Origin of the sequence: Fluviicola sp. (assembly GCF_030151805.1) — a bacterium.
Lineage (GTDB): Bacteria > Bacteroidota > Bacteroidia > Flavobacteriales_D > Crocinitomicaceae > Fluviicola.
In genome coordinates, this window is sequence record NZ_JASLCN010000003.1 from 1 (window position 1) to 5,474 (window position 5,474).

A 5,474-nucleotide genomic window follows, 5' to 3' on the forward strand; every position below is an offset into this window, starting at 1 on the left:
GAATGCTTTTTTTCGCTTCACTATCCTTCAGAATACGCCTTTCAGGCTTTCTTCAGTCTTCACAAGCGTTGCTTGTTCTTGTTTACGACAGTTTTCAGCGTAATGGCCATTTTTCAAACCGTGTTCTAGAAATCATTCCTGTTTCGATTACCAAAAATAACAGTTGTGCTGTTTACTAGTCAATCCCCCTCCAAAGGGGCGATAACGGTGGAGGATAACTTAATATCCAATCTTACTACGCTCATTTCCTGTAAACCATTCCAACGCCAAACGATAACCATCCATTCCGAAGCCCATAATTGAACCGGCGCAAACAGCCGTTATAAACGAATTATGGCGAAATCCTTCACGCTGAGCCAAGTTACTGATATGCACTTCAACAACCGGAATCTGGATTCCCGCAATGGCATCGCGAAGAGCAACACTTGTATGTGTGTATCCGCCCGCATTCAAAACAATTCCGTCGTGGGTCGAATGGTGAAGCGCATTGATTAATTCGCCCTCCACATTCGTTTGGATGTATTCCAGTTCTCCCTGAAAATGAGCTTTTAACTTTTTGAAATACTCCAAAAACGTTTGATTTCCGTAAATTTCAGGCTCGCGTGTGCCTAAAAGATTTAAATTCGGGCCATTGAGAATTAGAATTCGCATCATTGAAAAATTGGGAACGTACGATTAAACAATTTGTTCATTATCTGAAGATTGAACGAAGCCTGGCTGAAAACTCCATTTTTGCCTATCAACAAGATATTGCTAAGTTACGCGACTTTTGCGAATCTTACACACTTTCTCCTGAACACGTTCAGGCCGGACATCTCAAACAATTTGTTGCGGAGTTATTCGACATGGGATTAAGCGCCCGTACACAAGCTCGAATCATCAGCGGATGGAAGCAATTTTTCGATTTCCTGCTCCTGGAAGAAATCCGGAAGGATGATCCTTCGGAATCGTTGGAAATGCCCAGAATAGGACGAAAACTTCCGGAAGTTCTCACCATTGAAGAAATTGATGCCCTGATCGCTGCAATTGATCTGAGCACCAATGAAGGTCAGCGAAACAAAGCCATTCTCGAAACACTTTACAGTTGTGGTTTACGGGTCAGTGAACTCGTTTCCCTGCGCTTTGAAGATTGCTTTTTTGAAGAAGGATTTGTTCGTGTAATCGGAAAGGGAAACAAGGAACGTTTGGTTCCCGTGAGTCCGAGTGTGGTGGAAGAAGTGAATCTGTATGCTCAGACAGACCGGGAAAATTTACAGATAAAAAAAGGAAATGAAGCTTATGTTTTTCTGAATCGCCGGGGTGCGCAATTAACGCGTGTGATGATCTTTACCATTATCAAACAATTGGCAGATAAAGCAGGAATTCATAAGAATATCAGTCCACATACCTTCCGGCATTCTTTTGCCACGCATTTGATTGAAGGTGGCGCTAATCTCCGGGCTGTTCAGGATATGCTGGGACATGAAAACATTACTACAACGGAAATCTATACGCATTTGGATCAGCGTTTTTTACGCGACGCAATCCTGACGTATCATCCGAGAAACAATGAATCATAAAATTTGGGGAAATCACGGGGAAGATATTTAACAGCTGAAAACTCAATATCGCAATATTGCGAACCAGCCTCAAGTTCAACATTACCAAACACAAATTGGTCAACTAAATATCAATAACATTTAAAAAAGATCCGTTCCCTGGATCCTGATCCTCGCCCGATCAATAAACAGGTTCAAACTGTCAAAATAAGCATTCCGCTGTCGCTGATTTTCTTCCGAAATCTTCACACAGCTTTTCAGCATGGAATGAAATACTGCGAATGACTTGTTCACATAATCCTGATCAATGGTATACAAGTAATTCAGCATGTTATGCGTAATGTACAGCATCCGGTACGCATTCGTTTCCGAAATGATGGTATTATCCTGAATATAGGTTTGATGGAGATACAAATGGAAATTGTCTTCCTCCGTAATGACAGGTTGTCCTTTGATGAATTTCCGACCGATTTCAGCCTGCTTTTTGATGTGTTCCACCAATCCTGCAACTTCGTCAATCAAATACAAAGCATCTTCCGGAGTTTCAAAATAACCCAGTTCGTAAAACGACACGATCTCACGGATCAATCCTTTTCCAGCATCATAGCCGATTACTTCCGTTGATTTGACGCGGATGTAGAAATTAGCCATTTGCTGTAGTTGTTCATCCGAAATATCACCTTTCCATCCTTTGTGAAACTTCACACTTTCCAATTGCCCCAATTTCAGATAACATTTCCCGAAATAAAGCAATTTGAAACGCAGCAATGCAGGAGAATTCAATAACTGAAAAATGATCAAATCCAGGTTCGACATATACAATTCCTGTGTTCTCTGGGCAACCATTCGCTTAAAGCCATCCATAATTCCATTCAGATAGGTGTCGAATGAAAACTCTGTACGCTGAATCGGGTTGTATTGAAAAGTCACACTTTTCCCTGAAACACCGATAATCTTGTCAATCGACAATTCGTATTTCTGGCACAGTAAATTGATCTCTTCCGGCTTCAAAGCTGTTTCTCCCCTTGCTCTTCTATAAGCTGAATCACGTGATAATTCGAGGTCATCCATCAGTAATTTTCCCAACGAGGTTTCAGGAGGTAGCTTTGCTTTTAGCTGTTCAAGTAGTCGGTTTTGAATATCCATGGCTGAAAAATAGCAAAAAAATGAAAGTCGCTCTTTGAATAGAACGACTTTTCTTGGTGAATTCCTTTCTAGTGGCTGAATCGAATACCTCGAATTGAAAAATTTATCTGTATACTTTTTCCGTGGATCCGTCCGAGTAATAATAAATCACGACTCCCGGCCAATCTTCGTTTACTTCCTGCCCCATCAGGTTAAAGATCTTTTCCACTTTTTTGGTTTCCAGGGAATTATCAACCGACACGATATGAGAATCATATACTTTCCTGGAGCCATCCAAATCCGTTGAAGTCAGGCGATAATAATTGATTTCAGTAGAAGATGCATTTGAATGAAGCGCATTGTAATGAACCATTTCCTGGGAATATCCCCGGGCAGGAACATAGACTATTTCTTTCCAGTCATCCGAAGCCGGATTGGTTGTCCATTCAACGGTAAAATAATTGGAGCGGTCTTCACTTTGTGTTGTCCAGTTCAACAGATTTCCTTTTGTCGTTTTCTTCGGATAAAATGTGGTCAATTCAATTGGCAGAACAACAGGGGTACATCCCAAAACGGAAGTCCCGCCAAATGACATTGAATAAGGTTGCCCGGAATTCGAAAAGTTATCTACCAGCAAAATGTAAATCTGATTCGCTGAAGTGGTTAAATTACTCACCCAGCTGTCTCCACCCGATCCTTCGCTTACATCCGCAGGGTTGTTCGTGGTTGTAACCAATCCATAACACGGATCGAAAGGCCAATACCACGGTCCACAACCCGATGAAGATGTTTGTCCGTTATAAGGAATAACCATTCCGGTATTTCCCTTCACAGCAGACCAGCTGCATCGAACAGGAGCAGTAACCGGCGGACAATTAGCCCCGGCATTCACACTTGTGAAAGGTCCCCAGATCGCAAAATCGTAATCATCATTAGAATTAGCCGGTGAAATAGTCATCGTTAAAGTTCCTCCTGATTGAACATTTAAATAGTACCAGGATGATTGATGTTCAGTATTCAAACACCCTCTGTTTCCACCGGTCAGTTCATCTATCCCAGCACCACTGCTGTTTGCAGTTTGTGAAGTGTTCGAACATAACAGGCCTGCAGATTCACAATCAGCTCCTCCTGCTTTTTCATAAGAAGAAACTCCCTGGTATTTCGATCCGCTTACGCTCAATACCGGAATTCCTGCTGATTCAAATAGTGACCGGACATAATCTCCTGCATTTTCCTGTTCCAAAACTACTTCAAATGCATTTTCCCCCAGGTTGACACCTTTATTGGGAATATGATCCAGCGCTAAGGAAAGATAATCTTTTGAAAGAAAATTCTGAGGAACAGAAATGGTATACCTGACTAATTTTTGCGCCTGTATGGCTGTAGCAGATATAAAAAACAATAGTGTGGCGATACAAATCGCCTTTAGTGAATAGCTCATTACGCTTAAGTTTGTGGTTATCTGTAAGTTTAACTTGTAGTTCAGTATCTAATCTTTAAAAAAGATCGTTTCATAAACCGAGATCAATAAATAGTTGATCTCATCAAAAAAATACCGTGTTTTTATACTAAAAAGGCTGCCCCGCTTTGGAGCAGCCTTTTAACTTATTATCTTATTTTCAATTAATATTTCTGCACACGCAAAACTACGCGTTGTCCATCAACTAATCCGTTTACGAAATAAACTCCGTTTACCTGGTTAGAGAAGTCAACTTCAATTGTTTGTGCTGAAGTTTTTGAAGATTCAAAACGTACTTCTTTTCCTTGAGCATCTACTACATTTACAATTGAGAAATTAACTCCTGACTTCGTATTCATAGTGAATTTACCACTTGTAGGATTCGGGTAGATTTCCATTCCGAAATCTTGTCCGTTTTCGTTCAAACCTAAGCAAGCACTCACAACAATTGTAAATGTTGCATCATTCTCACATCCGTTTGCGTCCGTGTATGAATAAGTAATTACGTGACTTCCTGCGCCGGCAGTTACCGGGTTCAATACTCCGCCACTTACTCCTGTTCCGGAATAAACTCCACCAGCAGGACTTCCTCCTGACAATGTCAATGGATTGTGATTCAGACAAAGTGTTGAAACAGGTGAAGTAAATGTAACCGTTGGTAGCGGATTTACAGTAATTGTTACTGCTGCTGTATCCATACAACCGTTGTTTGCGTCTGTATAAGAGTAAGTAATTGCTTGTGTTCCAGAAGCAGGATTAAAGTTTGTTCCCGTTACTCCTGTTCCGGAATAGGTACCACCAGCCGGACTTCCTCCTGTTAAAGCAACTGGTCCTGCACTTGCACATACAGCAGCTATTGCACTGTGAGAAACTGTTGGCGCAGCATTTACAGTAATTGTTGTAGTTGCATCGCTTGTACAGTTATTTGCATCTGTATACGTATACGTGATTGTCTGAGTTCCTGCTGAAGGGGAGAAATTTGATCCTGTTACCCCTGTTCCGGAATACGTTCCACCTGCCGGGCTTCCTCCTGACAATGCAACTGGTCCTGTATTTGAACATACCGCTGCAATGGCACTTTGAGAAACTGTTGGTGCAGTGTTTACTGTAATGGTTGCTGTTGCACTATTTGTACAGTTATTTGCATCTGTATACGTATATGTGATTGCCTGAGTTCCTGCTGAAGGAGAGAAATTTGATCCTGTTACTCCTGTTCCGGAATATGTTCCACCTGCCGGACTTCCACCTGACAATGCAACTGTTGAAACATTATCACATGTTGATGCAAAAGCGCTTTGTGTTACTGAAGGAGCGTTATTTACTGTAATTGTGTAGTTGGAGTTATGTGCACA

At 41.4% G+C, this 5,474-nt stretch carries 5 protein-coding genes; 1 reads left to right on the forward strand and 4 read right to left on the reverse strand.

Features of this window, described 5'->3' with window-relative positions; all coding sequences use genetic code 11:
• Positions 1-219 precede the first annotated feature (219 nt).
• Positions 220-651, reverse strand: a complete 432-nt coding sequence (gene aroQ / locus Q1V93_RS00100) for a type II 3-dehydroquinate dehydratase (protein ID WP_300659717.1) — start codon at positions 649-651, stop codon at positions 220-222.
• Between the two features lie 2 nt (positions 652-653).
• Here aroQ and xerD point away from each other — a divergent pair, with 2 nt between their 5' ends.
• A complete protein-coding gene (gene xerD, locus Q1V93_RS00105; RefSeq protein ID WP_300659720.1) occupies positions 654-1,559 on the forward strand; it encodes a site-specific tyrosine recombinase XerD in 906 nt (301 codons plus the stop codon).
• Between the two features lie 120 nt (positions 1,560-1,679).
• Here the strand turns inward: xerD and Q1V93_RS00110 are convergent, their stop codons facing one another.
• The 3 genes from Q1V93_RS00110 to Q1V93_RS00120 form a co-directional block, all read right to left on the reverse strand.
• Entirely contained in the window at positions 1,680-2,684 is a 1,005-nt protein-coding gene (locus Q1V93_RS00110) for a hypothetical protein (RefSeq protein WP_300659723.1), read from the reverse strand.
• 103 nt (positions 2,685-2,787) lie between these two features.
• Positions 2,788-4,104, reverse strand: coding sequence for a hypothetical protein (locus Q1V93_RS00115; RefSeq protein WP_300659726.1), 1,317 nt, complete (start codon positions 4,102-4,104; stop codon positions 2,788-2,790).
• A 182-nt stretch (positions 4,105-4,286) separates the two neighbouring features.
• On the reverse strand, positions 4,287-5,474 hold a 1,188-nt coding region (locus Q1V93_RS00120), incomplete at its 5' end, for a T9SS type A sorting domain-containing protein (RefSeq protein ID WP_300659729.1).

Coding starts and splice junctions, on each gene's coding strand:
- aroQ (WP_300659717.1), bottom strand. CDS start 651: ATGCGAATTCTAATTCTCAATGGCCCGAATTTAAATCTTTTAGGCACA.
- Q1V93_RS00110 (WP_300659723.1), bottom strand. CDS start 2,684: ATGGATATTCAAAACCGACTACTTGAACAGCTAAAAGCAAAGCTACCT.
- Q1V93_RS00115 (WP_300659726.1), bottom strand. CDS start 4,104: ATGAGCTATTCACTAAAGGCGATTTGTATCGCCACACTATTGTTTTTT.